The sequence below is a fragment of the Hathewaya massiliensis genome (genome assembly GCF_902143515.1).
Taxonomy (GTDB): Bacteria; Bacillota; Clostridia; order Clostridiales; family Clostridiaceae; genus Hathewaya; species Hathewaya massiliensis.
Map to the genome: position 1 here is coordinate 447581 of NZ_CABFVD010000001.1, position 26246 is coordinate 473826.

Sequence of the window (26246 nt, forward strand, 5' to 3'; positions counted from 1 at the left end):
AGCTTAATTTAAGAATTTTACTATAAAGAATGATTATAATACAAATGTCAATGAAAATATTTTCTAAAAATTAAACACTAGTGATATATAATATATATTTAACTAAGATAAGCTTATTATAAAATATCATAGTTTTTAATAAAGCATTTTAAAAGTAACCATTTACCTACAATAATTACTTCTTTTTATTTTTGCAAGCTTGCTTGTATTAACTTTATCACATATAATACCTCTTAGAAATATTATTTTCATATTTTAAGAATATCTTCATAATTGTCATAATTTTTTACAATAAAAAAACACCTTACTATAAAATTCTTATACATTTCATAGTAAGGTGTTAATATCAAATTTTTATTTTGTAATCCTACATCTTCAGAAAATTCCTTAGACCAAGGCATATATTTTAATAGTTTCTAAAAAATAATCATATATTATTTGAGATTTCTATTGAAATCTTCCACAACAGTTTTTATATTTTTTTCCTGATCCACATGGGCATTCATCGTTTCTTCCAACTTTTTCACCTTTTCTAATAGGCTCTTTTTTTATATCTTCATCCCCATGTCTTGCATTGGTAACTACAGCTACTCTTTCTCTCTCTAAGTTTTGATGTATTTGAACATGGAATAAATACTTAATTGTTTCAACTTTAATGTTCCAAGTCATTTCATTGAACATATCAGTTCCTTCAAATTGATATGCTTGAACTGGGTCTTGTTGTTTGTAAGCTCTAAGTCCTATACCTTGTCTTAAATGTTCCATATTATCAATATGATCCATCCACTTAGAGTCAACAACTCTTAACATTATAATTCTTTCTATTTCTCTTAAATCTTCAGCAGCTTCAAACTCTGCTTCCTTTTCTTCATATAATTTTAATGCTACTTGTATTAATTCTTCTTTTATATCCTCAATACCCTTTTTAATTAACTCATCATAATTTATTGAGTCCTTTAGAAGGAATATATCATCTAAATAATTAATCATTTTTTCTACTTCTTCATCATATCCATCGTCTACGTTACCAATATAAGAGTCTACAACTCCATTTATTAAATCCTTAATCATAATAATTATTTGATCTTTTAAATCTTTACCTTGTAAAACTTGTGCTCTTTGTTCATATATTATGCTTCTTTGTTGGTTCATAACATCATCATATTGTAATACATTCTTTCTTATGTCGAAGTTATTTCCTTCTACCTTCTTTTGAGCACTTTCTATAGCATTAGAAACCATTTTACTTTCTATAGCTTCATCTTCAAGTCCCAATCTTTCAACTACACCTTGAAGTCTATCAGATCCAAAGATTCTCATTAAGTCATCTTCTAAGGATACATAGAATCTTGATTCTCCTAAGTCTCCTTGACGTCCTGAACGCCCTCTTAATTGGTTATCTATACGTCTTGATTCATGTCTTTCAGTTCCAATTACTTTTAATCCACCAAGCTTAGCAACATCATCAGTAAGCTTTATATCAGTACCACGTCCTGCCATATTTGTTGCTATGGTAACCATACCTTTTTCCCCTGCATGAGAAACTATTTCTGCTTCTTTTTCATGGTATTTAGCATTTAATACTTGGTGTTTAACTCCCTTTTTCTTAAGCAAATCAGATATTATCTCAGATTTTTCTATACTTACAGTACCTACAAGAACTGGTTGCCCTGTTTTATGAGTTTCTGCTATTTCTTCTACTATAGCCTTATACTTAGCTTTTTGAGTTTTAAATACTAAGTCTGGTTGATCTACTCTAGATACTGGCTTGTTTGTAGGAATTTCTATAACGTCAAGTCCATAAATTTCTCTAAATTCACTTTCCTCTGTCTTAGCAGTACCAGTCATACCTGCTAATTTTTTATACATTCTAAAATAATTTTGGAATGTAATTGTAGCTAGTGTCTTAGATTCCTTTTCAACCTTAACTCCCTCTTTAGCTTCTATGGCTTGGTGAAGTCCATCACTATATCTTCTACCTTCCATAAGTCTTCCTGTAAATTCATCTACTATAATAACTTCTCCATCTTTAACCATATAATCTTTATCTATTCTCATATGGTAATTAGCCTTAAGCGCCTGAATAACATGGTGCTGAACCATCATGTTGTCTGCATCAGCATAGTTATCTAATTTAAAGAAAGCCTCTGCCTTATCTACACCACTTTCAGTTAAAATTACTGAATTAGCTTTTTCATCTAATTCATAATCTTTTTCTGAAAGACCTTTTACAAAAAAGTCTGCTACTTTATAAAATTCAGTTGACTTATCTCCCTCTCCTGATATTATAAGCGGAGTTCTAGCTTCATCTATTAAAACTGAGTCAACCTCGTCTACTATACAATAATTTAGGGTTCTTTGAACTTTTTCTTCCTTGTATATAACCATATTGTCTCTTAAATAGTCAAATCCAAACTCATTATTTGTACCATAGACTATATCAGATTCATATGCTGCTCTTCTTTCTTCAGGACTTAAATCATGAAGTATTACCCCAACAGAAAGTCCTAAAAATTTATAAATTTGTCCCATCCACTCACTATCTCTTTTTGCAAGATAATCGTTTACTGTAATTACATGTACTCCCTCTCCTGTTAAGGCATTTAAATATGTTGGTAGGGTAGCTACTAAAGTCTTACCTTCACCTGTTTTCATTTCAGCAATTCTTCCTTGGTGAAGAACTATTCCCCCAATTAATTGAACTCTAAAATGTTTCATTCCTAAAACACGCCAAGAAGCTTCCCTAACTACTGCAAAAGCTTCTGGAAGTATTTGATCTAAAGTTTCCCCTTTTCCTAATCTTTCTTTAAACTCAAAAGTCTTTTGTTTTAAATCTTCATCTGAAAGTTTAGCCATCGCGTCATCATAAGATTCTATTTTGTCAACTAAAGGATTTATTTTTTTTATTTGTCTGTCACTATATGTACCTAATATTTTTTCATAAAACTTCATATTTAGTCATCCTCACTATAATTAATATTACTTTTCGCCTATAATTTAAAATTATATCATTTAAATTTTTACTATTCAACTTAATCTATACATATTTAAAGATTTAATAACATTAAATAACATTAAGTATATAATATTGTATATAAGATTGCATATAAGATTAATTACATAGTAGTAATTTTTAAATATTACTGCTAATATTAAGACTCTATAAACAAGATTAAACAATAAAAAAACTAAAATTTCTATAATATATACTAATACTAAGATTATATAATTAATGCTAAAACTTAAAAATGTAATAAATAAAGCAGTGATAAAATCACTGCTCTTATTTGCTTTATATAAGTATTTTAGTCTAAATCAGGTTCAATTAAACCATAGTTTCCATCTTTTCTCTTATAAACTACATTTACATCTGAAGTTTCTCCATCCATATATACAAAGAAGCTGTGACCTAACAATTCCATTTGTAAAATTGCTTCTTCAGATGACATAGGCTTCATAGCAAATTTCTTTGTTCTTACTATTTTAGATTCTTCTTTTGGTGTTTTATCTTCTTCTATAAATGAAAATACTAAACTTTCACCTTGTAATTTTCTTTGTAATTTAGTTTTTTGTTTTCTTATTTGTCTCTCAATTTTATCTAAAACTAAATCTACTGACTTATACATGTCATCGCTTTCTTCTTCTGCTCTTAAGATACCACCTTTAAAAGGTATAGTTAACTCAAACTTTTGAATCTCTTTTTGAACACTTAACACTGAATGAGCCTCTACATCTTGCTTAAAATACTTTTCTAACTTAGATACCTTTTTAGAAATCACATCTTTTAGTGCTTCTGTAATCTCAATATTTTTCCCAGTAAATTTAACTCTCATGAAACCAGCCCCTCTCTTATATTAAGAGTTTTGTTAAATGCTTTTAAAGTAATGCATATATAATTTTATCTTTGTATATATTTTATACTGAAAAAAAATAAATAACAATAATTAAATATACAATTCACAGAATATTAAAGAAAGTTAAATGCTTTCTACATGATATTCCTTATTATATATAGATATAACTATATAACATTGTAAGTGAATTATTATTAAAAATATGCTATAATTATTAATTGTGGGGTATTATAGCTCACTCTATATTTATAGATGTAACACCACCCTACAACTAAATTCTCATTTATGGTATCCTATCTAACCTATATTTCTAGCTATAGTAAACACATTGATTTCTCCTGCCCCATTTTCCTTTAAAACCTTATAACAGTTGTAAACTGTAGCTCCAGTAGTTAATACATCATCTATTAGTATTATATCTTTTCCCTTTATATTATATTTATTATTGAAATAAAAAATGTCTTTTACATTATCCCATCTTTCAATATCATCGAGACCAATCTGATCTTTTGCACCTTCTTTTTTAAAAATTAATTCTTTTTTCTCTAGTTTAAGTTTATTAGCTACATAATAACAAAGTGCATCACTTTGATTGTACCCTCTTTCTTTTTTTCTACTTTTACTACTTGGAACAAAGGTTATAATATCGGCTTTGATTCCACAATTAATTATTTTCTCTACAATAAAATCACTTAAAAACTCTATGGATTTAAAATCCTTTTTATATTTCATTTTTATAATAAGTTTTTTTACAGTACTAGAATAATATGCACAACTATAGCAATTAATACTATACTGGCTTTTAATCTTAAAAGACTTTTTGCATATAACTATGTTTCTTCTACAATTACTACATAGATAATCTTCATTATATATTTTTTTATCACAACAAAGACATATATCACTTCTAAAATAAATTAAATTTAACATACACTCTAAGATGTATTTTACTCTTTCCATAGTTTCCTCATTTATTTATTATTTATTCCGTACTGTATCTTAAAATATATCCAATTTTTTCTTTTTTTATTCACCTACATTTAAAAGTTTTCTATGATATTACTTATTCTCCACTTTAAAGCTGAATATCTTTTAAAGCTTCTATCGTTTTTCACCATAAAACTTAAAGCTTTTTCTTGTCCAACAAGCACTGCCATGCTTTTAGCTCTAGTAATTCCAGTATACAATAAGTTTCTATTCATAAGCATAGGCGGTCCCATAAAAATAGGCATTATCACTACTGGAAACTCACTTCCTTGGCTCTTATGTATAGTAATAGCATATGCAAGATTAAGTTCGTCTAAAAATATATTGTCATATTTAACTATCTTCTCATCATCAAATATTACTTCTATATTTTCATCTTCATCAATGTCTATTATATATCCTATATCCCCATTATATATACCTATTCCCTCTTCAGAGTTATCTACTTTTCTCCATTTTATAGAGTAGTTATTTTTTATTTGCATTACTTTATCTCCAACCCTAAAGATGGTATCTCTATATTCTTTTTCTCTTTTTTCTTTTGTCTTAGGATTTAATATTTCTTGTAAGTTTCTATTTAAATTCTCTACTCCTAATACACCTTTTCTTGTAGGGGATAATATCTGTATATCTTTAATTTTATCCCACCCTTTATTAAACTGAGGAAGTCTTTTTGCAATTAATTCTAAAAGTGTGTTAATTATATTTTCCTGTTCATCACATCTTAAAAAGTAAAAGTCATTATTTTTTTTATTTAAAATAGGCATTTCTCCCTGATTGATTTTATGTGCATTAGTTACAATCATGCTCTCATTACCTTGTCTAAATATTTCTTTTAGTCTAACAACTTTTACACTCTTACTTTCTATTAGATCTCGAAGTACATTTCCTGGTCCAACTGAAGGCAGCTGGTCAACATCGCCTACGATTATAAGTCTAGTTCCTAGAGAAATAGCTTTTAACAAGTTATTCATTAAAATTATATCTATCATGGATGCTTCATCTATGATTATTACATTAGCCTCTAGTGGTTCATCTTCTCCTTTAAAAAAGTGCATGTTTAACTCTTCTTCACTATATCCAATCTCTAAAAGCCTATGAATAGTTTTTGATTCTCTATTAGTAGCTTCTGTCATTCTCTTTGCAGCTCTTCCAGTTGGTGCCGCCATAAGAACTCTCATACCTAAATTTTCAAAAGTCCTAATTATACAATTTATTATGGTAGTCTTACCTGTTCCCGGTCCACCTGTTATGATTTCTATACCATTTTCAAAGGCACCACAAATAGCTTCTTTTTGTGAAGGTGCAAATTTAATTTTATTTTCTTCTTCAAAACTTTTTATTTCTTTATCTATGTCCATATCAATCTTGTTGTAATTTGACATGGTTAAGCTTAATATCTTTTTAGTTACAGATAGCTCACTATAATAGTATGGAATGGTAAAAGCACATTCTACCTCCTCTATATTCTCCACCTTTATATCTCCAGAGACCACTACCTCGAAAATATTTTTTTCTAAGTGATCTTTGGATACACAAAGAGTAGTTTCTCCCTCTTTTAGCAGTCTTTCCATTGGCATATATGTATTTCCTAGTTGACAAAAATCATTTATAATGTATTTAATTCCACTTTTTATTCTATAGGGAGAATCCTTTTCTATGCCTAGGTTTAAAGCTATCTTATCTGCAGTCTTAAACCCCATACCTGAAATATCCTCTACCATCTTATATGGATTTTGCTTTACAACTTCTATAGCATCTAATCCATATTTATTATATATTTTTACACATTGATTTGCCGTAACGCCGTAAGGTTGTAGAAATATCATTATATTTCTAACTTCCCTCTGTCTTGAGTAAGATTCATATATAAGCTTTATTTTCTTCTCACCTATACCCTCTATTTCGTTTAACTTATCTATATGATTATCTAAAATATCTAAGGTCTCTTCTTTAAAATGTTGTACAATTTTTCTAGCTGTAACGGGTCCAATTCCTGATATTATGCCTGAAGATAAATATTTTTCTATACCTATAAGGGTTTTGGGCACAATTTCCTCGCAATTAATCACCTTTAATTGTTTGCCAAAACTAGGGTGAGTTACCCATTCACCTTTTAACTTTAAGTTTTGTCCTTCTATAATAAATGGCATAGTACCAACCGCAGTTATTTCATCCTTCTTTGCGCCTTCTTCTTTTACTCTAGCTACGGTATAACCATTTTCTTCATTTTTAAATACTATGTTTTGTACTATAGCTACTATTTCAAACATAAAATATCGCTCCTACTATTTTTTTAACTTATTTAATTATAACATATGAAATAAGTCTTAGCTTCAATTTAAGTTAACTTAAAGCTACGTGCTCAAAATCTCTCTGCTATGATTAACTAAATACAAAATACTAACTAATAACTAAGAATTATTTATTAAAGATAGTTATATAAATATACTTCTTTTAACATATATCTAATTAAATAAAAGTATCTGATTTAAATAGAAAAACACGGATATATTAAGTATATCCGTGTTTTTTATATCATAAACAAAGTTTTTATTCTTTTAAAAGCTAATATCCTTTTACTACAACTTATCCACTTTTTATTCTGATTTTAAATAATATATGAATACTAGAGCTGATAGTAATGGGATAAAATTGCTTCTATAAATATTTTTTTATTTCATCTACTTTATTTAATTGTTCCCATGGAAGTTCTACATCAACTCTTCCAAAATGTCCATAAGCGGCTGTTTGTTTGTATATTGGTCTTCTTAAATCTAATTCTTTTATTATAGCAGCTGGTCTTAAATCAAAAACCTTATTTACTATTTCTACTATTTTCTCATCAGATATTTTTCCTGTTCCAAAGGTTTCAACACTTATTGACACTGGTCTTGCAACTCCAATAGCATAAGCTAACTGAATTTCAAGCTTATCAGCAACTCCAGCTGCAACTAAATTCTTAGCTACCCATCTTGCAGCATATGCAGCAGATCTGTCAACTTTTGTAGGATCTTTTCCTGAGAAAGCTCCCCCTCCATGTCTACCAGCACCACCATAGGTGTCTACTATAATTTTTCTTCCTGTTAAACCTGAATCTCCTTGAGGTCCACCAATTACAAATCTTCCTGTTGGATTTATAAAATATTTTGTGTTTTCGTCTAGTAATTCACTAGGAACTATAACATCTATTACATGTTTCTTTAAATCTTCTTCTATTTGCTCACGAGTTACATCTGGACAATGTTGTGTAGAAATAACTATAGTATCTATTCTTACTGGTTTATTGTCCTCATATTCTACAGTAACTTGAGTCTTTCCATCTGGTCTTAAATAACCTAAAATATCTTCTTTTCTAACAGTTGATAATCTTAAAGCTAATTTATGAGCAAGTGAAATTGGAAGAGGCATATACTCTTCTGTTTCATTAGAAGCAAATCCAAACATCATTCCTTGATCTCCTGCACCTATTGCTTCTATTTTGTCCATATCACCTTTTCTTGATTCTAGAGCTTCATCCACGCCCATAGCTATATCTGAAGATTGCTCATCTATAGATGTCATAACAGCACAAGTTTCAGCATCAAAGCCAAACTTAGCTCTTGTATATCCTATATCTTTTATTGTATTTCTAACAACTTTTGGTATATCTACATAACAGTTAGTACTAATTTCTCCAACTACCATTACCATTCCTGTAGTAACTGTAGTTTCACATGCTACTCTTCCCTCTGGATCCTTAGATAAAATTTCGTCTAATATAGCATCTGAAATTTGATCACAAATTTTATCTGGATGCCCTTCAGTAACAGATTCTGATGTAAATAATCTTCTCATTTTTTCTCCTCCTACCTCAGTAATACTGTGGTTTTATAAATAAAAAAACCTCTTCTACAAAGAAGAGGATAAAATCGCTTTTACCTCCTATCTTGCAGAATATCTGCAGGAATTGGCACCATTGTGCTTTAGCACCGGTTGCCGGGTTTCATCGGGCCTGTTTCCCTCCACCTCTCTTGATAAGAGCATTTTATATAATTTTATGGTAAAATCATGATATCATTTTTTTTATGTATTGTCAATATATTTTTTAATATTTTTCAAAAATAAAAGGACATAAAAATGTCCTATGGTGGATGAGGATGGATTCGAACCATCGAAGCGAGACGCAACAGATTTACAGTCTGCCCCCTTTGGCCACTCGGGAACTCATCCATATTTTATGGAGCTGACAATAGGAATCGAACCTACAACCTGCTGATTACAAGTCAGCTGCTCTGCCAATTGAGCCATGTCAGCATATTATTTTGTTTTAAATTTAAATGGTGGATGAGGATGGATTCGAACCATCGAAGCGAGACGCAACAGATTTACAGTCTGCCCCCTTTGGCCACTCGGGAACTCATCCAGTTTTATGGAGCTGGCAATAGGAATCGAACCTACAACCTGCTGATTACAAGTCAGCTGCTCTGCCAATTGAGCCATGCCAGCATATTATTTTCATTAAATTTAAATGGTGGATGAGGATGGATTCGAACCATCGAAGCGAGACGCAACAGATTTACAGTCTGCCCCCTTTGGCCACTCGGGAACTCATCCATATAAATTTAATTAATTTTCGTCATTTCCGACAAGGTTTAGTATACATTTATATACACTGTATTTCAAATCTAAATATGAGCATATAACTTAATTAAACCCCTATTACTCATGTTTTCTTTTTATTTCTTACTATTACATAATTACATTAATATTATGATGTTTTTTAATCATATTTAACATTTAAATCATATATCTATATATAGATACACTAATATACACTTAATGGAGGTATATATATTGATTAAGGAATATATAGACTATAAAGAACCCTTAGCATATTACAAAATAGCTGAACTCTTATATAAATACATAAACAAAGATACAACTATAGTATGTATTGGTACTGACAAATGTATAGGAGATTCTTTAGGTCCTATTGTAGGTTCTATTTTAAAAGAAATGAATCTCCCTATTCCTGTATATGGAACCCTGGAAGATCCAATTCATGCTTTAAATCTAAAAGAAAAGCTTTCTGAAATAAACAGACTTCATGAAACCAACAACATAATAGGCATAGATGCCTGCCTTGGCAATGAAGAGGATATAGGTAATATAATTATAAGAGATCACCCTATTTATCCTGGAAAGGGCGTTGGAAAAAGTCTCCCGGAGGTTGGAAATATATCTATTGTTGGCATTGTAGATTCTAGTAAAAAAAGTGAACTATTTTCTAATAGAAATATTAGATTAAGTTTTATTGTTAATATGTGCAAAACCTTATGTCATGGAATTGTTCACTCTTACTACCTATACTCTTTAAATTCTAATACTCCTTAAATAATAGTACTCCCATGGCACTCTGTGAAAGCAATTCCTACCAAATTGAAATTGGGACTCTCTCTTCTTATATTCTAGAATATAAGAAAAAATACAAGCTATAAGCTTGTATTTTTTTAATTTAAGATTTACCTATATAATCTAAGTACTTACCTGTTCCTAATGCAACACATGACACACTTTGTTCAGCAACATATACTGGCACTTTTGTATGCTCTTGTATTAATTTATCAAGACCATTTAATAAAGCTCCTCCACCAGTCATAACAATTCCTTTATCTGCTATGTCTGCTGCAAGTTCTGGAGGTGTTTTTTCAAGCACCGCATGAGCACACTCTGCTATAGCTGATACAGCTTCACTTAAAGCTTCTCTCATTTCACTAGAAGTTACCTCAATATTCTTAGGTAGTCCTGTAATTAAGTCCCTTCCTCTTATGCCCATACTTTTCTCTTCTACTTCATATGCACAACCAATATTAATTTTTAATTCCTCAGCAGTTCTTTCTCCAATCATAAGCTTATGTTTCTTTCTTATGTACTTAATGATAGCTTCATCAAACTCATCACCAGCAACTTTTATAGATTGTCTAACAACCATGCCACCTAATGAAATAACTGCAACATCAGTAGTTCCACCACCAATGTCTATTACCATATTTCCACTTGCCTTAGAAATATCTAATCCTGCCCCTATAGCTGCTGCAACAGGCTCCTCAATAAGTTCAACCATTTTAGCGCCAGCCATTCTAGCTGCATCTAAAACTGCTCTTCTTTCAACCTCTGTAGCCTCACAAGGAACACATATAACTACTCTAGGAGTTGATTTCTTTCTTCCACAAGCTTTACGAATAAAATGTTTTAGCATTTTTTCTGTCATATCGTAGTCTGATATAACACCATCTTTTAATGGTCTTATAGCTACTATATTTCCTGGTGTTCTACCTATCATTTGTCTTGCTTCTTCTCCAACTGCTAATACTTTATCATTTGTTTTATCAATTGCCACTACTGAAGGCTCTTTTAAAATTACACCTTTTCCTTTTATGTACACTAAAACTGTAGCAGTACCTAAATCTATACCCATATCAGTACCCATTCCGAAAAAAAACATAGTTTTCACTCCTGCTCTTTGGTATATTAATTTTAACATGTATTATTTCTATAAATAAATTAAAAATCCTCTTTTGAAAATAAATTTATTATAAGATTTTTTTAAATTATAAAAACCACGCATAAAAAAATAATATCACATATTCTAAGAAATTTTTTAAATATTTTATAAACTTTCAATGAATTATAACATTATAATTCATTTTATCATAATAATTGTGCATATGAAATAGTTAATTTGTTTAACTAATGGTTTTATATTTTAATTGAGTAGCTTTTCCACCTCTAATGTGTCTTTCAGCCTTATTTAATTCTAAAACTATTCTTGCCTCATCTGCAATCTCAGGATTTATTTTAGGTAATCTTTCAGTCATATCTTTATGGATAGTACTCTTGCTTACACCAAATATTTGAGCTGTTTTTCTTATAGTAGATTTTGATTCTATTATATATTTAGCAACATCTAAAACTCTCTCTTCAATATAATCCTTCAAAGTTAACTCCTCCTATTATAATAAATTATTTAAAATAGTCACTTTTAAATAAAAGTGACTATTTTATTTAAAGGACTATTTTATAAATTTATCTGGATTTATATATTTGTTTTCATAATCTAAATCCTTAAATTTACCATTTCCTTGTAACATTGAAAAATGTAAGTGACTTAACTCTTTTTTATCGCCACTCTTTGAAGTTCTCAATGTAGTATCTCCTAGTTTTCCTATTTCTTGCCCTTGTTTTACAGTATCACCTTTTTTGATAGAAACTTTTCCATCTAAGTTTGAATAAATAGTTTTAAATCCATTCTTATGATCAATTACAACCATTTGACCATAGCCTTTAGGATTTTCTCCTACCTCTTCTACCACACCATCTGCTGCTGCTTTTATTGAACTTCCTATTTTAGCTTGTATGTTTATACCAAGATTAGTTTTGTAAGTTTTTGTGTTGTCATCACTAAATTCTTGTGCTAATACTGGAATTTCAGAATATCCTTGAGTTACTTTTCCATCTAAAGGTTTAATAAATTTAGTATCCATTCCATTGGAAACAGATACAGTAGCATTTTTCTTATTATCATTTAATTTTTTGCCACTTTTATATACCTTTACTCCTGCCTCTTTTTGATTTTCCTTAGCTACATTCTTTTTTTTCTTTTCTCCTTCTACCAATAGTGCATTATCTGGTTTTTCACTATTAGTATCTTTAGCCTTACTAACTACATTTTTCTCAGTTTTGTTTGTAGCTACTTTCCTAGAATTAATACTTATAGCAGCAACAGCAGCAACTATGCATAAAGTAATAAAAAGGATTACATAAAAACTTTCCCTTTTTAAGAAATTTGAAAAACTCTTTCCTGATCCTTGCGTATTGTTTGATTTATTATCCATTTATAAGCACCTCCTATTAGTAATTTTGTCCATTAAACTATAAATAATACATGTTTAGAAAAAATATATTTAATATTTTTTCTTTCTTTTATGACAAAATAAGATAAAATATAGTGCATTCTTTTCAAAAAACAAAAATGTCTTAGAAGATCATAAACCTTCTAAGACATTTTTTATTTATATCTATAAACTAAATATTTACTAATCCAAAAATAAAACATAAATCATACTAGATTACTTATTAATCATTCTCTAATTTATATATAGTAAACCCCAATTTAAAACTAAAAACCTTATTTATACTTTAATTTGCTAATCTTTGTATCTTTATAATAGTGATTTAAAATATACTTATAATCCTTACCTTCCTTAGCCATAACACTAGCTCCCCACTGACTCATACCAACTCCATGACCGTACCCTTTGCAATTAAACTTAATATTATTCCCCTCTATTTCTATATTAAAGTTAGCAGAAGTAAGACCCATTACACTTCTTACTACCTTTCCTGTGGTAACAATATTTCCTATTTTAACTTTTTTAACACTTCCACCTTCACTTCTCTCTAATATACTTATATTATGATTTAAGTTATTGCTATTTACATTTAAATTAGGATACTTACCTTTTAAAGCTTTTATAAAATCTTCTTTTAAAAAAACAAATTCCTTTTTAAACTTTGGAGCTATTTCTTCACCAGGACTTTCAACACTTTTTAAATATGGAGAACTAGTTGCAAAAACTTCTTCTGCATTTTCTGTCTTTCCACTACTTGTTGCAAAATAAAAAGGTGTCATTATAATCTCTTCTTCATAACTTATAACTTCACACTTAGTATCTTTTACAGCCTTTTCTACTTTTTTATATAGATCCTCACTTTCTGATTTAGGCCATGCTGCTAATCTCTTCTCTTTATTTATATAAGCTTGACAATGGACTGAATCACATAAATCTGCATCCTTATTTAAATTGCATCCACCCCCAAAAACCCCTTTCATATGTGCAACAGTGTAAGTTCTAGCTGCCACAGCTTGTGCTTTTAAAGCTTCTTCTCCAAAGTTTGCAGGCATTTCTGCAGAAACAACTCCAACTATATAATCTTCTAAATCTAACTGGATTACTCTCTTTTCTTTTGTAAGATATATTTTCACCTTAGGATCTATGTACTTTTTTAATACTTCTTTTCTTATATTATTTTCTTCCTTGCTATTTTCTTTCTTGTTCTTTACTTCCTTATTAGCTACTTTTTTATTTAAATTGCTATTTGGTTCTTTTATTTGTCCTATTTCTTTATTTTTACCAATAACAATCAAAGACAAAAATATAATACATAGATTAAATATAAGTATTCCTACTAAAATATCTTTTAGTTTAAAAGAAACTATTATTTTCCTCATTTTATCACCCCTAGTTTTACTATACTATATATAAATATTTATTCTTAAAATTAATATTTATTACTTAAATTTAAGTTTTAACAATCCATAATCCTTTATTAAAGTTAAAAATTTCTATAAATTTTACAATTCTATTTATCTATATATCATTATATTATTAACAAAAATAAAACCTCTTTAAAGTATTCTAGTTTTTATAATTACTTTAAAAAGGTTTTCATTAACATTATATTCTATATATATCTGCGCCTAGATTCTGTAGTTTTTTCTCTATATTCACATATCCTCTGTCTATATGATATATATCACTTACTACTGTTTCACCTTCTGCAACAAGTCCTGCTAAAATCATGGCAGCTCCAGCTCTTAAATCTGTAGATTTTACTTCTGCTCCAGTTAATCTATCCACACCCTGGATTATGGCACTTCTACCATCAATCTTTATATTTGCTCCCATTCTTCTTAATTCTGCTACATGCATAAACCTATTCTCAAATATAGTTTCTGTTATAACACTAATTCCTTTAGTTATGCTTAATAAGGAAGTTAATTGAGATTGCATATCTGTAGGGAAACCAGGATAAGGCATAGTTTTTATATCTGTAGGAGTAAGTGTTTTTCTTGCATCTACACTCATCATATCTCCCTTTATATCTATCTCTACTCCCATTTCAATTAATTTTGCTATTACAGGCTTTAGATGCTCTTCTTTTACACCGTTTATGTTTATGAAACTATTAGTAATTGCAGCAGCAATCATAAAAGTTCCAGCTTCAATTCTGTCGTATATAGGGGTGTATTCAACTCCCCTTAGTTCTTTTACTCCATTTATTTTTATAGTATCAGTTCCAGCTCCTTTTATATCAGCCCCCATAGCTATTAGGCAATTAGCTAAATCTTCAATTTCAGGTTCTTCTGCACAATTACCTATTATGGTTTCTCCTTCAGCCAAAGTTGCTGCCATCATAATATTTTCTGTAGCTCCTACAGAAGGAAAATCTAGATATATATTAGCACCCTTTAATTTTTTTGCTCTAGCCTCTACATACCCATGTCCAACGTTTATTTCAGCCCCAAGTGCTGCCAAACCTTTCAGGTGTAAATCTATAGGTCTCGTCCCTATATTGCACCCTCCCGGCAAAGAAAGTTTAAATTCTCCAAACCTAGCTAACATAGCTCCCATAATTAAAAATGAGGCTCTCATTTTTCTAACCAAATCATCTGATGGCTGTATTGATTTTAAATTACTACTATCTATAGTTATTTCTTCTTTACATTCATCTATATTAACCTCTGCATTAAGAGACTTTAATACATTAGAAAGTACAATTACATCCTCTAACATAGGTGCCTTTTTAATAATGTTCTTCTCCCCATTTAAGATACAAGATGCAATTATCGGTAAAACCGCATTTTTAGCTGAATTTATATTTACACTTCCATTAAGTCCTTTTCCGCCTTTTATAATAATCTTATCCATAAATATCCTCCAATTCTAACTTATTCTCACTAATAAGAAATAAAAATCTCAGAATCCCCTATAATTAGGTAGTCTCCTGTATCATATGAACAAAGAAGATACTGAAAATCTTCCCTATCCTTAGCACTAACTTTAGCACTATATCCATTATGAAATTTAACTGTATCAGCATAATAATCTTTTTTATGCAAATACTCTTCTACTTTAATTTTTGCAAGATCTATTTTTTCTACATTGCTTAATTTTGTTTTTATATTAATGGATATTCTAAGATTGGATTCTTTTAAATTTAAGGACTTATGAATCTTCTGTATGAATTCCTTAATATCATCTTCTTTATATCCTCTTATTTTTATTTTTATAGAGAATACATATGATTTTTTATTTTTAGTTATATTCAAAGTTGCTGCCTTTAAATTATATTCATCTTCTTTATAAGTGTAATTATTTATGTCTATTCCTTCTCTTCTGAAAGAAGTTTTTATATCATCTTCATATGCTTTTATGTCACTTATAAAATTCTCACTCCAATTGACACATAAATAAGTAAATGTCTCCTCAGTTGAAACCTGGCTTAACACTTCCTTAAAAATGTTCTTTTGGCTTAAACTATAACAGTTCATATATCTATAGTTTAAAGATAATATTAAAATTAAAAAAATGGAGAAAATCTTTTTTACCTTCATTTTTTTACCTCTCTTACTCTTTATTTATTATCTAAATTATTTCCATTTTATTGTTTAATATACATGATTTTAAAATGAAGGTTTTTAATATTATATATTATAATATATCTAAATTAATAAAAGCGTGACTATTTTCCATTTTAAATTGAGAATCAAAAAAATAAAGAGTACTTATCTTATGATTATATAGTCACCCTTACACCATAAAGGTTAGTCTATATACATAAAATTACATACTCTTACTCTTATGTAGCTATATACTTTTAATTTTACTTCTAGTTAAAGCCCTTTTTAAAGCTAGTTCAGCTCTTTTTACATCTAAATTTGATGTTTTTTCTTTAAGCCTTTTTTCTGCTCTTTCTTCTGCAGCCTTTGCCCTATTGATATCTATATCTTCTGGCCATTCTGCAGAATTACATAGCATTTCTACTAAATCCTTATCTACCTTTAAAATTCCTTCTGAGGTAAACGCTTTGTATTCTTTCCCATCTACAGTGGTAAACCTTGTCATACTAGGTTCCAAAATTTTAACTACAGACATATGATTAGGTAAAATACCTAAGCTTCCTTCCCTGTCTTCAGTTGTAAGTTTAATTATTTTTCCAGAAAAAAATCTTTTTTCTGGTGTAATTATATTTAATTCTATTTCTTTCATTAGTTTCACCTTCAGAAATTTTTACTATTCCATTGATTTTGCTTTTTCTAAAACCTCTTCAATGGTTCCTACAAATAAGAAGGCACTTTCAGGAATATTATCATGTTTACCTTCTAAGATTTCCTTAAAGCCTTTAATAGTATCCTCAACAGTTACAAACTTTCCTTGCATTCCTGTAAACTGTTCTGCTACAGTAAATGGTTGTGATAAGAATCTTTGAATTTTTCTTGCCCTAGATACAGTTAATTTGTCTTCTTCCGATAGTTCATCAATACCCAGTATGGCAATTATATCTTGTAATTCTTTATATCTTTCTAAAATATGCTTTACTCTAACTGCAACTTTATAATGTTCTTCTCCAACTATTCTAGCATCTAATATTCTTGATGTAGAATCGATTGGATCTACTGCTGGATAAATGCCCAGCTCTACTATAGACCTTGATAATACTGTTGTAGCATCAAGGTGAGTAAATGTGGTTGCTGGTGCTGGATCCGTTAAATCGTCTGCTGGAACATATACTGCTTGAACTGAAGTAATTGATCCATTTTTAGTAGAAGTTATTCTCTCTTGCAAAGCACCCATTTCAGTAGCTAGGGTTGGTTGGTATCCCACAGCACTAGGTATTCTACCTAAAAGTGCAGATACCTCTGATCCCGCTTGTGTAAACCTATAAATATTATCTATAAATAAAAGAACATCCTGACCCTTATCTCTAAAATATTCAGCCATGGTAAGCCCTGTTAGAGCAACTCTCATTCTTGCTCCTGGTGGCTCATTCATTTGTCCAAATACTAAGGCAGTTTTATCTATAACTCCAGATTCTTTCATTTCATTGTAGAGATCATTTCCTTCTCTTGTCCTCTCACCTACACCAGTAAATACTGAAAGTCCACCATATTGTTTCGCTATATTATTAATAAGTTCTTGAATCAATACAGTTTTACCAACTCCGGCACCTCCAAAGAGTCCTATTTTACCTCCTTTTGGATATGGAGCTAGAAGGTCTATTACCTTTATACCTGTTTCAAACATCTCAGGTTTAACTGCCTGTTCTTCAAAACTTGGTGCATTTCTGTGAATTGGGTAATATAAATCTGTCTTTATCTTTTCCCCTTCATCCATAGGGTTACCTAACACGTTAAACAGTCTTCCTAATACATTATCTCCAACTGGTACTGTAATAGGTTTTCCTGTATCAAAAGCTTCCATACCTCTTCTTAGGCCTTCTGTATTTTCTACAGCTATAGTTCTTACTATATCGTCGCCTATATGTTGTTCTACTTCAGCCACAACCTTCCTATCCTCCATGTTAATCTCAATGGCATTATATATGTTAGGCAGTGCATCAGAATCGAACTTAATATCAATAACTGGTCCTATTACTTGAACAACCTTTCCCATTTGTCCCGGCATACAACTTCACCTCCAAAATAAAGTAATTAAAAATGGCCCTATATTTTACCTTTGAGCTTCTGCTCCTCCAACTATCTCTGATATCTCTTGTGTTATAGCACTTTGTCTTAGCCTGTTATATTGAAGATTTAATTTTTCTAAAAGTTCATCTGCGCTTTTAGTTGCACCCTGCATAGCTTCCATTCTAGAACTTTCTTCACTTGCCTTTGAGTGAAGAATATAATTTAATATTTTTTCTTCCATATACATAAATATTAACTCATCTATAATATTTGAATCTTCTATATCATACTCTTCTATAACCTTATCACTAAGGACTTCTTCCTTAGATAATGGCAATATTTTATTCACTCTAACTTCCCTTTTAATAGTAGATATAAATTCAGTGTATATAATGTTTATTTCTCCAACTTCACCACTTACATATAGATCTTTTATATAGTTAGCTATTAATTTTGCATCTTTTAAACTAGGTATACTAGGGAAATCAATATATTCTTTTTTAATACTATGGTTAAATTTTTTACTATTGCTAACTCCCTTTTTACCTATAACTATAATTTCAGCTTCTTCACTTGTACTCTTCAATCTATTATTTAACTCAGATATAATATTGCCATTATACCCACCACATAGACCTAGATCTGAAGTTATAATTATATAAGCCTTTTTATTAGAGTTATTACCATCTATATATTTATTTCCTTCTTCATAATCTTTTAAAATACTTCTAATAACTTTATCTAAACCATTTTTATATTGATTATTTAGATATAATCTTTCCTTATTTTTTCTAAGCTTAGATGTAGCTACTAAAGACATAGCTTTAGTTATTTTTTTAGTATTATTTACAGATTTTATTCTTTTTTTAATAATAGCAAAACTTGCTCCTGACACCTTACTGCACCTCCTTAGAGGTTTCATTTTATTTATTTATTTATAATGAAGACCTTCTTAAATTCTTCAATAGCATTTACAAGAGATTTTTCTAATTCATCTGTAAGGCTTCCTCTTTCAGTAATATCACTTAAAATTTCTCTATGGTGTGTTTCTACATATGTCAAAAACTCTTTTTCAAATCTTTGTATATCCTCAACGGGTACATTCATTAAATAATTCTTAACTGCTGCATATAAAATTACTATTTGATTTTCCACATCCATAGGCTCATATTGATCTTGTTTTAATATTTCTATTAATCTCTTACCTTTTTCTAATCTCCTAATAGCTTCCTTATCTAAATCTGAACCAAATTGAGCAAAGGCAGCTAATTCCCTATATTGGGCTAATTCTAATCTTAAGGTTCCTGAAACCTGTTTCATTGCTTTTATCTGAGCATTTCCACCTACTCTAGATACAGATATACCAGCATTTATAGCAGGTTTTTGCCCTGCATAAAATAAATCTGATTCCAAGAATATTTGACCATCTGTTATGGATATTACATTTGTTGGTATATATGATGTTACATCTCCTGATAGAGTTTCTATAATTGGTAGGGCTGTTAAAGAACCTCCACCTAATTTTTCAGATAATCTAGCTGCTCTTTCTAACAACCTTGAATGTAGATAGAATACATCTCCTGGGTAAGCTTCTCTTCCTGGTGGTCTACGTAATAGTAGAGACATAGTTCTATATGCAACAGCATGTTTAGATAAATCATCATATATTATAAGCACATCTTTTCCTTTATACATGAAATATTCTCCCATGCTACAACCAGAATAAGGTGCTAAAAATTGAAGTGGCGCTGAATCTGATGCTGTAGATGAAAGTACTATAGTATAATCCATGGCACCAAAACTCTCTAAAGTATTTACTATATTAGCTACTGTTGATTGTTTTTGGCCAATAGCAACATATATACAAACAACATCCTTATCTTTTTGATTAAGTATGGTATCCATTACAATAGCAGTCTTGCCGATTTGTCTATCCCCAATAATAAGTTCTCTCTGTCCTTTTCCTATTGGAACCATAGCATCAATAGCTTTTATACCTGTTTGTAGTGGTTCTTTTACAGATTGTCTTTCTATAACTCCTGGGGCTGAAGACTCTACAGCTCTTCTTTCTGTAGTATTAATTGGACCTTTTCCATCAATAGGATTTCCTAAGGGATCTATAACTCTTCCTATTAAATCTTCTCCAACTGGCACATCAACTACTTTATAGCATCTTTTTACTACGTCACCTTCTTTAATACCTTCCTCAGATCCAAATAAAACACAACCTACGTTATCTTGTTCTAAATTTAAAGCCATACCATATACGTTATTAGGGAACTCTAAAAGTTCACCTTCCATGCACTCATCTAATCCATAAACTCTAGCTATCCCATCACCAATTTGAATAATTGTTCCTGAGTCTACAGTTTCAATCTTGTTTTCATATTTTTCTATTTCTTTTTTTATAATAGAAGTTATTTCTTCTGGTTTAACGTGCATAGTTTCACCTCTTTTCTAACCTAACATACTTTTTTTGATTTCATTAAGTTTAGACCTAATGGTTCCATCAATTACATCATCACCAACTCGTACATAGACGCCGCCTATAACTAATTCATCAACTTTTTCATCTAGGATAATTTCTTTATCATACTTATTTTGTAACTTAGTTCTTAAACTCTCTCTCTCCTCTTCTATTAGAGGAACTGCTGTTATAATTTCAGCAAGAAGTTTATTTTGTCTCTCTAAATGAATTTTCTCCATTTCTTTAAGCTTTTCTTCTAAGTAAAGAATTCTTCCTTTATTTATAAGAATAATCAAGAATGAAAGTAATTCATCATCTATTTTGTCCTTAAATGCTAGTGTGAAAATCTCTCTTTTTCTTGCAGTATTTATTTGAGGATGCTTTATTACTTTAATAAAGTTTTCATCACTCTTTATCATCTTGACAATCTCTTTTAAATCCTGCAAGTATTCCTCTACTTTACCTTTTTCCTCTGCAACTTTATATAGTGCAAGTGCATATCTCTTATCTAAGTATTCATACATTTTTAGGTCCCTACCTTAGAGATAAAATCATTTATAAGCCTTCTGTGTTCTTTTTCATCAAGCTCTTTTTCTAAAATCTTTTTAGATATTAAAATAGATAGATCAGCCACTTCTTGTCTAACCTCACTTTGAGCTTTTTGCTTTTCTCTTTCTATCTCTTTTTTACTTCTTTCCCTTACTAATTCTGATTCTTTTTTTGCCTCTTCCAAAATTTCAGAGTACAATTTTTCTGCACTAATTTTATATTCTTCTAGAATCTTTTTACTTTCTTCTCTTGACTTAAGAATTTCTTCTTCCATCTGTTTCTTTAATTCTTCTGCATTTCTTTTATTGTCATCTGCTTCTTTGTAATTCTCTCTTATTTCCCTATTTCTGCTATCTATTTTCTCTGTTATATTCTTAAAAAAGTACTTTTTAGCAAATAAATATATAATTAAAAAGTTTACCATAGCGCATAAAACTTTTATAAATTCGTTAGTCAAAAATATTGACCCTCCCTTCAGGCTCAATATAGTTTAAGTTTATTTCCATACTCTTAAATTATAATTTTAATATTAATAGTATGGCAACTAATAAGCCATATATTGCTGTAGCTTCTGATAATGCTCCACCTATAATTAATGCAGTCATAATTTTATTGCTAGCTTCTGGTTGTCTAGCTATACTTTCTACTGCTTTACCAGTTGCATTACCTGTTCCAATACCACCACCTATACAAGCTAAAGATGAAATTCCTGCTGCAAGTGCAATCATACCTAATACAAATTCATGATTCATTGTAAATCCTCCTTAAATATTCTTATTTTTAGTGTTCTGATATTATTTTAATATTTATCATGGTTAACATTACAAATATAACCATTTGCAACGTTCCATCGAACAAGTCAAAATATCCATGAAAAAATATTGGTATACCTATAGTAGCAAAGGGTGATATACTGCCTAACCCTTTATAAATCAAATCCATAATCATAGTTGCTGCAAACATATTTCCAAAGAGCCTTAAACTTAAAGAAATTGGGAAAGCTATTCTTTCCAAAATATTTATTGGCAGTAGAACTATAATAGGCTTAGTATACCCTAAGAAATAATGAACAAGTCCTATTTTTTTAATTGTATAACCTTGTATTACTAAAAAGCTAACAAGGCCTAATCCTAAGGTCACACTGTAGTTAGTAGTTGGTGGAGTTATTCCAAAAAGACCAACAAAATTTAGTAAAATCATATATAAAGCCAAGGTACCAAAGAAGGGAATAAACTCCCTGTATTGTTCTCCCATATTTGCTTTTACAAGATTATCTATAGTATCAACAAAAAGTTCAGCTATACCCTGTCTTCTATCTGGAAACTTTTTTAAATTACTACCAAATTTCAAAACTAAGAAGGCAATTATTATCATAACCACCCACTGAATAGCCATACTTAAGGTAATTTGTAAACTGTAGCTAAATAATTTTAAAGTAACTAAGACTATATCCTCCATAAGCATCACTTCCTTATACTTCTTTGTTTAAGGATACCCCATATAAAATCATTCCTAAAAATTCTACAGAATAACCTAATATATAAGGTATAATTTTCTCCATGTTATTTTTAGCTATAATAGCTCCTACCATACATACTAAAATCACTCTTAACATGGAGCTAAGCAATAATATTCCTTTATTCTTATTATTTTTTAATATATTTGTTGTTGTGAAGGAATTAATAATTAATGAAAAAATACCCATAAAACTTCCAATAAAAAAAGGAACCATATATTTTTTATTTATAAAGTACAATATTATTGATCCCATTAATGAAATAGCAAAAGTATTAAAAACAACCTTTTTTAACATATCAGTTATATCTTTAATCAAATTGTTTCCCTCCGGAGTTTAAATTCATGTTCTCTATTATATTACTGTACTTTTTATAAATAAAATCTTATTTTACCTTAAATTTCTTGTTGTAGAGCAAAATTTCTTGTTTACATAAGATTAACCCTATATTTATTACACACACTTAAGTTTCTGTATATTTTACTATGTATTAGATTTTATTTCCTCCAATTATTCATTTTTAAGATTATACTTTATTGTTATTACATTAGGACTATAATATATTTTGTTTATTTATAAAGATACATAAAGAAAGTATCCTCTAATATATATATCTTTACCTTATAATATAACCAAATTAATATATTTTATCATACAGTTTTATTTTTCTAAATTTTCTGTAATATGAATATTATTTATACTTATTAATCTTTTTTTTGATTTATTAAAATTTGTTTTAACAAATTTCGACCATAGATTATAGTTATTTAAACCACTTTAACAATTTATTTTATCTACTTATATACTGTTTTATATATTATTCATTATTAATTATGTATAATTATAATTTAATACTATATTTTTTAAGGCATAAAAAAAGAAAGTTTTAATTTTTAAACTTTCTTTTATACTTTTCTATACTTATTGTTAATTTTTATATACTATTGTTAATTTTATATACTTACTGTTGATTTTTGAAGAAACCACATTTCCAAGCTATAAGTACAATTAAAATTATAACAGAAGTTGTTAAAAAGTAAGAACGTTGACTGCTTATCTGCATTGCTATTATGGAAACTCCACCTAGAACACAACTTATTAAATACATTATTAAAACTGCCTGTCTTTGGCTTAATCCCATGTTTAGTAACCTATGATGGAAATGGCCCTTATCCGCCTGCATTATAGGTTTACCATTTATTTTTCTCCTTACCATAGCAAATAAGGTATCATATATGGGAAGCCCAAAAGCTAATATGGGAACTGCTAAGGAAAATGCAGCTGCTGATTTTATAGCTCCCTTAATAGAAATTGCAGCCAGTAAAAATCCTATAAGTTGAGAACCTGTATCCCCCATAAATATGGAAGCCGGATTAAAATTATATGGTATAAAGCCTAATAATGCTCCTGCTAATATTGCAGTCATAATAGCTGTTTCATATCTATTGTTTAAAATTGCAATTATAAAAAGTGTTATAGAAGATATAAACCCAATTCCTGCTGAAAGTCCATCTAATCCATCTATTAAATTAAAGGCATTAGTTACCCCTATTATCCATAGTATGGTTAATGGTATGGATAATACTCCTATGTTTAAAAATAATTCACTACTTGTAAAAGGGTTAGTCACATAATTTATTCTTAAACCAAATGCTATTAATGCAATAGTTCCAGCTAATTGAAATAAAAGCTTGTATAATGGTCTTATCTCCCTTATGTCGTCTAAAACTCCACCAATAGTTATTATAGTTGCTCCTATTATTATACCTATTTCTTGAAAATTCAAACTTTCTTTTTGAAATATAATACCAATCACAAAGGATAAAAATATAGCGATGCCACCCAAAAGTGGTATAGGTTTTTTATGTACTCTTCTATTATCTTTAGGAATATCTACTGCATTTACTTTTATAGCTAAATTCCTTACTATGGGTGTTAATATTAAAGAGAACACCATAGAAAGTATAGCTAAAATTAAAGCCTCTTTCATATTTAATAACCTTCCTGTCTATATTTTAGTAACCCTGTTTCTTAAATAAATCTGCACTTTCTTCTACCCAGCTTTGTACCTCAGTAACTTTATACTCATCTTTAGTAATTCTAATAACTACTTTATCTATACCTGAATTAATAATTAACTTCTTACACATTATACAACAATCCGCATCTTTAACCAAATCACCATTATTTTCTTTTCCTACAAGATATAAAGTTCCACCTATCATCTCTTTTCTAGAAGCACTTATTATAGCATTAGCTTCTGAATGAACTGATCTACATAACTCGTAATGTGTCCCTCTTGGTATTTTTAACTCTGCTCTTAAACATATACCCATATCAGAACAATTGCTAGTACCTCTTGGTGCCCCTGTATATCCAGTGGAAACTATTTCATCATTGTTTACTATAACAGATCCATAATTTCTCCTAAGGCAAGTTCCTCTTTCTAATATGGTTTCTGCTATATCTAAATAATAATTATATTTATCTCTTCTTTTCATAAAATTCCTCCTCAGTGCATCATATATTATTTTATAATAAAATTTTCACATTTTAAAGGTAAAAATATATTCTTTTAAATTTTATTTTGAAGAATTCAATAAGATTTTGCAAATTATAAATAAAACCATGCACAAAAGGTACTTTATTTCCCATTTATGCATGGTTTCTGTTATTTAAGTTTATTATATGTTCAGAAAAAACCTCTTCATTTTAGATTATTTTGTTCCAAATAATCTATCTCCTGCATCGCCTAATCCAGGAACTATATAACCATTTTCATTTAATTTTTCATCTAAATTAGCTAAGTATATATCTACATCTGGATGTGCATTCATTACAGCTTTAGTTCCTTCTGGTGAAGCTATTAAGCACATAAGTCTTATATTTTTAGCTCCTCTTTTTTTCAATGCTGAAATTGCATCTATTGCTGATCCTCCTGTTGCAAGCATAGGATCTGTAACTATTACATCTCTATCTTGTATATCTTGAGGTAATTTACAGAAGTATTCTACTGGTTGAAGAGTTTCTTCATCCCTATACATTCCTATGTGACCAACCTTAGCTGCTGGTATTAGTTTAAGCATTCCATCTACCATCCCTAAACCTGCTCTTAAAATAGGTACTATAGCAAGTTTTTTTCCAGCTAAAACCTTAGACTTAGTTTTACAGATAGGTGTTTCAATTTCAACTTCTTCAAGCTGCATATCTCTTGTAACTTCATAAGCCATAAGCATAGCAACTTCCTCTACAAGCTCTCTAAAGTCCTTTGCCCCTGTATTTTTATCTCTTATAAAAGTAAGTTTATGTAGTATTAATGGGTGTCCAATCTGTGTTAATTTGCTCATTAAAATTCCTCCT

At 29.5% G+C, this 26246-nt stretch carries 24 protein-coding genes, 5 tRNA genes and 1 riboswitch; of the genes, 1 reads left to right on the forward strand and 28 read right to left on the reverse strand.

Going from position 1 to position 26246, the window contains the following annotated elements:
- Positions 1–447 precede the first annotated feature (447 nt).
- From secA to FNZ64_RS02145, 10 genes are all read right to left on the reverse strand, one after another.
- Positions 448–2952: a preprotein translocase subunit SecA gene (gene secA / locus FNZ64_RS02100; protein WP_142413221.1), complete on the reverse strand. Its 2505-nt coding sequence runs from the start codon at positions 2950–2952 to the stop codon at positions 448–450.
- Positions 2953–3305: 353 nt separating this feature from the next.
- Positions 3306–3833, reverse strand: coding sequence for a ribosome hibernation-promoting factor, HPF/YfiA family (gene hpf, locus FNZ64_RS02105; RefSeq protein WP_142413222.1), 528 nt, complete (start codon positions 3831–3833; stop codon positions 3306–3308).
- Positions 3834–4151: 318 nt separating this feature from the next.
- Positions 4152–4814 carry a ComF family protein gene (locus FNZ64_RS02110; RefSeq protein ID WP_142413223.1) on the reverse strand — a complete coding sequence of 221 codons (663 nt, stop codon included), beginning with the start codon at positions 4812–4814 and terminating at the stop codon, positions 4152–4154.
- A gap of 80 nt (positions 4815–4894) precedes the next feature.
- Positions 4895–7114, reverse strand: coding sequence for an SF1B family DNA helicase RecD2 (gene recD2 / locus FNZ64_RS02115; RefSeq protein ID WP_142413224.1), 2220 nt, complete (start codon positions 7112–7114; stop codon positions 4895–4897).
- 388 nt (positions 7115–7502) lie between these two features.
- Positions 7503–8678: a methionine adenosyltransferase gene (gene metK / locus FNZ64_RS02120; protein ID WP_142413225.1), complete on the reverse strand. Its 1176-nt coding sequence runs from the start codon at positions 8676–8678 to the stop codon at positions 7503–7505.
- An 84-nt stretch (positions 8679–8762) separates the two neighbouring features.
- Positions 8763–8864, reverse strand: a riboswitch (SAM riboswitch).
- A 104-nt stretch (positions 8865–8968) separates the two neighbouring features.
- Positions 8969–9053, reverse strand: a tRNA-Tyr gene (locus FNZ64_RS02125).
- Between the two features lie 8 nt (positions 9054–9061).
- A tRNA-Thr gene (locus FNZ64_RS02130) sits at positions 9062–9137 on the reverse strand.
- A 24-nt stretch (positions 9138–9161) separates the two neighbouring features.
- Positions 9162–9246, reverse strand: a tRNA-Tyr gene (locus FNZ64_RS02135).
- Between the two features lie 7 nt (positions 9247–9253).
- Positions 9254–9329 (reverse strand) — tRNA-Thr (locus FNZ64_RS02140).
- Between the two features lie 23 nt (positions 9330–9352).
- A tRNA-Tyr gene (locus tag FNZ64_RS02145) sits at positions 9353–9437 on the reverse strand.
- Positions 9438–9677: 240 nt separating this feature from the next.
- On the opposite strand from FNZ64_RS02145, the gene yyaC reads away from it, so the two are divergent.
- Positions 9678–10217: a spore protease YyaC gene (gene yyaC, locus FNZ64_RS02150; protein WP_142413226.1), complete on the forward strand. Its 540-nt coding sequence runs from the start codon at positions 9678–9680 to the stop codon at positions 10215–10217.
- A 121-nt stretch (positions 10218–10338) separates the two neighbouring features.
- Here the strand turns inward: yyaC and mreB are convergent, their stop codons facing one another.
- The 18 genes from mreB to upp all read right to left on the reverse strand — a co-directional run bounded on the left by mreB (position 10339) and on the right by upp (position 26233).
- Positions 10339–11328, reverse strand: a complete 990-nt coding sequence (mreB, locus tag FNZ64_RS02155) for a rod shape-determining protein (RefSeq protein WP_142413227.1) — start codon at positions 11326–11328, stop codon at positions 10339–10341.
- Between the two features lie 241 nt (positions 11329–11569).
- Entirely contained in the window at positions 11570–11821 is a 252-nt protein-coding gene (spoIIID, locus tag FNZ64_RS02160; RefSeq protein ID WP_142413228.1) for a sporulation transcriptional regulator SpoIIID, read from the reverse strand.
- Between the two features lie 75 nt (positions 11822–11896).
- Positions 11897–12718, reverse strand: a complete 822-nt coding sequence (locus FNZ64_RS02165) for a M23 family metallopeptidase (protein WP_142413229.1) — start codon at positions 12716–12718, stop codon at positions 11897–11899.
- Between the two features lie 293 nt (positions 12719–13011).
- Positions 13012–14115, reverse strand: a complete 1104-nt coding sequence (gene spoIID / locus FNZ64_RS02170) for a stage II sporulation protein D (RefSeq protein WP_142413230.1) — start codon at positions 14113–14115, stop codon at positions 13012–13014.
- A 226-nt stretch (positions 14116–14341) separates the two neighbouring features.
- Positions 14342–15595: a UDP-N-acetylglucosamine 1-carboxyvinyltransferase gene (gene murA, locus FNZ64_RS02175; protein WP_142413231.1), complete on the reverse strand. Its 1254-nt coding sequence runs from the start codon at positions 15593–15595 to the stop codon at positions 14342–14344.
- Between the two features lie 29 nt (positions 15596–15624).
- Positions 15625–16281 carry a hypothetical protein gene (locus FNZ64_RS02180; RefSeq protein WP_142413232.1) on the reverse strand — a complete coding sequence of 219 codons (657 nt, stop codon included), beginning with the start codon at positions 16279–16281 and terminating at the stop codon, positions 15625–15627.
- 253 nt (positions 16282–16534) lie between these two features.
- Entirely contained in the window at positions 16535–16936 is a 402-nt protein-coding gene (gene atpC, locus FNZ64_RS02185) for an ATP synthase F1 subunit epsilon (protein ID WP_142413233.1), read from the reverse strand.
- A gap of 24 nt (positions 16937–16960) precedes the next feature.
- The gene (atpD, locus tag FNZ64_RS02190) at positions 16961–18352 is read right to left on the reverse strand and encodes a F0F1 ATP synthase subunit beta (protein WP_142413234.1); all 1392 of its coding nucleotides are present in this window, start codon (positions 18350–18352) and stop codon (positions 16961–16963) included.
- 45 nt (positions 18353–18397) lie between these two features.
- Positions 18398–19249 (reverse strand): ATP synthase F1 subunit gamma, encoded by an 852-nt coding sequence (gene atpG / locus FNZ64_RS02195; protein WP_142413235.1) that lies wholly within the window; start codon positions 19247–19249, stop codon positions 18398–18400.
- Between the two features lie 32 nt (positions 19250–19281).
- Positions 19282–20796, reverse strand: coding sequence for a F0F1 ATP synthase subunit alpha (gene atpA, locus FNZ64_RS02200; protein WP_142413236.1), 1515 nt, complete (start codon positions 20794–20796; stop codon positions 19282–19284).
- Between the two features lie 15 nt (positions 20797–20811).
- Positions 20812–21345 carry a F0F1 ATP synthase subunit delta gene (locus FNZ64_RS02205; RefSeq protein ID WP_142413237.1) on the reverse strand — a complete coding sequence of 178 codons (534 nt, stop codon included), beginning with the start codon at positions 21343–21345 and terminating at the stop codon, positions 20812–20814.
- A 2-nt stretch (positions 21346–21347) separates the two neighbouring features.
- Positions 21348–21827, reverse strand: coding sequence for a F0F1 ATP synthase subunit B (locus FNZ64_RS02210; protein ID WP_142413238.1), 480 nt, complete (start codon positions 21825–21827; stop codon positions 21348–21350).
- Between the two features lie 58 nt (positions 21828–21885).
- On the reverse strand, positions 21886–22122 hold the full coding sequence (gene atpE / locus FNZ64_RS02215) for an ATP synthase F0 subunit C (protein ID WP_142413239.1): 237 nt from the start codon (positions 22120–22122) through the stop codon (positions 21886–21888).
- A 28-nt stretch (positions 22123–22150) separates the two neighbouring features.
- Positions 22151–22828, reverse strand: coding sequence for a F0F1 ATP synthase subunit A (locus FNZ64_RS02220; RefSeq protein WP_142413240.1), 678 nt, complete (start codon positions 22826–22828; stop codon positions 22151–22153).
- A gap of 13 nt (positions 22829–22841) precedes the next feature.
- Positions 22842–23204 (reverse strand): ATP synthase subunit I, encoded by a 363-nt coding sequence (locus FNZ64_RS02225; protein WP_142413241.1) that lies wholly within the window; start codon positions 23202–23204, stop codon positions 22842–22844.
- A gap of 643 nt (positions 23205–23847) precedes the next feature.
- The gene (locus tag FNZ64_RS02230) at positions 23848–24876 is read right to left on the reverse strand and encodes a glycosyltransferase family 4 protein (RefSeq protein WP_142413242.1); all 1029 of its coding nucleotides are present in this window, start codon (positions 24874–24876) and stop codon (positions 23848–23850) included.
- 25 nt (positions 24877–24901) lie between these two features.
- Positions 24902–25387, reverse strand: a complete 486-nt coding sequence (locus FNZ64_RS02235) for a cytidine/deoxycytidylate deaminase family protein (RefSeq protein WP_142413243.1) — start codon at positions 25385–25387, stop codon at positions 24902–24904.
- A 216-nt stretch (positions 25388–25603) separates the two neighbouring features.
- Positions 25604–26233: a uracil phosphoribosyltransferase gene (gene upp, locus FNZ64_RS02240; RefSeq protein ID WP_142413244.1), complete on the reverse strand. Its 630-nt coding sequence runs from the start codon at positions 26231–26233 to the stop codon at positions 25604–25606.
- Between the last annotated feature and the right edge of the window lie 13 nt (positions 26234–26246).